General features: G+C 43.9%; 1 protein-coding gene. It reads right to left on the bottom strand.

Annotated elements, in window-relative coordinates; all coding sequences use genetic code 11:
• Positions 1-97: 97 nt before the first annotated feature.
• Positions 98-2156, bottom strand: a 2059-nt coding sequence (locus tag E1163_RS00880; protein WP_155168640.1) for a TonB-dependent receptor plug domain-containing protein, incomplete at its 5' end; no start/stop codon positions are given.

Here is a 2156-nt window from a genome sequence, read left to right as displayed (position 1 = left end):
AGCAGAGGGGGACAATAAGGTGGACTATTGGTGAAAAGCCCGGCAGGTTATCATGTTGTCAGCGCTTTCACGGCAAAAGCGCCAACAATGAAATCGATTAAAGCTTTATTTTCACCCCGCCATGAATGTTAAAACCGGCTCTTCCCGGAATAGCATTTACGCCTCTCCTTACAAACTCAGGGTAATTCACCTTCTGGCCGAGCAGATTTACCATATAGCAGAATACGCTAATGTCTGCCATTGACGGTTTTCTCAGGAACTCAGGCAGATTTAGTTGAACATTGACTGTCATGTAGTTAACGGCTTTCATAGGTGGGTTTGCGTCAGTTGCAGTACCTGCAAAATTTTCAGGAGTATTATCTGCGGAAAATATAGCCCTGATGTTACCGCCTTTGCTGTAATAGGTATTGAAAACAGCTACATCTACACCCCGGGGACCATTATAGCGGATTCCCACTTTTGCCATATGTAATGGCGCTCCACTATAGTTTTTCCGACCTTCACTGTCTTCACTATTTTGGGTCGAGATGGATGCCATACCACTCCATTGTAAATTGATGTAGAATTTCGTTTCTGCCTCTATCCCCTGCGATTTAATCTTACCATCACTGTTGATGTACTGCGGCGTACCGGGTAGTACGTTGTTGGGATCGTCCTTTCTTGAACGCACAATCAGGTTCGACGTCTCACTATAAAAATAATTGATAGAGGCTTCTAATTTCTTCTTTACTACGAAAAGCTGGATCTCAGAAGTGTTAACCGCTTCTGGTAGTAGCTGTCGATTGCCACGCAATACACCTGGTATATAGAATTTTTTTTCACCTCCGGGAGTAGCCGAACGGAAAGCACTACCGTGAAGCAGTTTGCCTCCAAAACCTGAAGTTGCTTGTAATATAGCAGCAATCCTGGGGCTGTAATGCCAATCAACGCCTTCCACTTTATTGGCTTGTACACCTCCAACTATTTTTAGAATTGAGATGGGCTTATAAGCCCACTGGGTGTACCCACTGTACCAGGTTTCATCCCAATGAGGGATAATATAATATCCACCAGGGTTTTCAGTTCCAGTGTTATCGGGGTATGGGGTACCATCAGCATTACTTGTTTTGTCAAGCAGGTGCCCCTGCTGGTTATTGATAACGAAACCGGCAATAAAATCCAGGTTATCACCAATCCTTATATTGTTAGTCCATTCCGCCAGCAAGCCATTGTCTACTGCTGTAGTAGCATTTTTATAATCCTCCCGCATATCACCCATCGAGAGCCAGTTCCATGTAACATTCATTGAAGTGGTATAAAAACGATTTATTTTTTTCTCATAGCCCAGGTCAGCAAAAAGTTTATCTGTATAAAATTCACTCCTGATGGGTTTTGCATTAGGGTTGTTATCTTCGGGAACCAGCCACCTGCCACTTTTATCCATGGATTGCCAGTAAGAAGCTCCATAAAATGCACTGAGTGTAAAACCTTTGTAGGTACCGTGTAGCGCTGCCCCTAGATCATCTCTATCCTTAAGTATGGTGCGTGCCGGACTTATAATTGAATCATAGATAGGAGTCGTGTTACTTCTGATAATTGCCGCTTCGTCTCTGGCTGTATATTTCCAACCGTCCGAATTGTAAAGATTTAAACTAGCGTCTATACTAAAGTCATTATGCCTGATGCCGGTTGAAATATTGGTTTGGTGAGTGTTGAAACTTCCGTATCGTGATGAAACTGTAAAATTGGTTTGGCTCGACTTTTTGAGGATAACGTTAATCACCCCCATAAAGGCATTGGTTCCATAAAGTACGGAACCCGGCCCACGTATCACTTCTACCCTATCAACTATTGTTAAAGGAAATCCATTGAGTACATTGGTAATGTTCCCCCCAAGGAAGCTCTCCCGGTAGGGTCGGCCATCGATAAGTACAAGCACCTTGGTGGCCCAGTGAGCATTGGTTTCTCCACGGATACTCGGCAAGTTATTTTCTACCAGAAATGAGCTTGTCATGTATATCCCAGCCACCCGGTCAAGGACTTCAGCAAGGTTGGTAGCCCCATAAGACTCAATCTCCTTAGTTGTTATCACAGAAACAACCCCCGGAGCATCCCGTACAGTTTCCTCTGTTTTGGACGCAGTGGTTACCTTAACATTAAGCAGTTCTTCAAGCGAA

The organism is Fulvivirga kasyanovii, from assembly GCF_009711405.1.
GTDB lineage: Bacteria > Bacteroidota > Bacteroidia > Cytophagales > Cyclobacteriaceae > Fulvivirga > Fulvivirga kasyanovii.
This window is presented reverse-complemented; position numbering and strand designations above follow the sequence as displayed.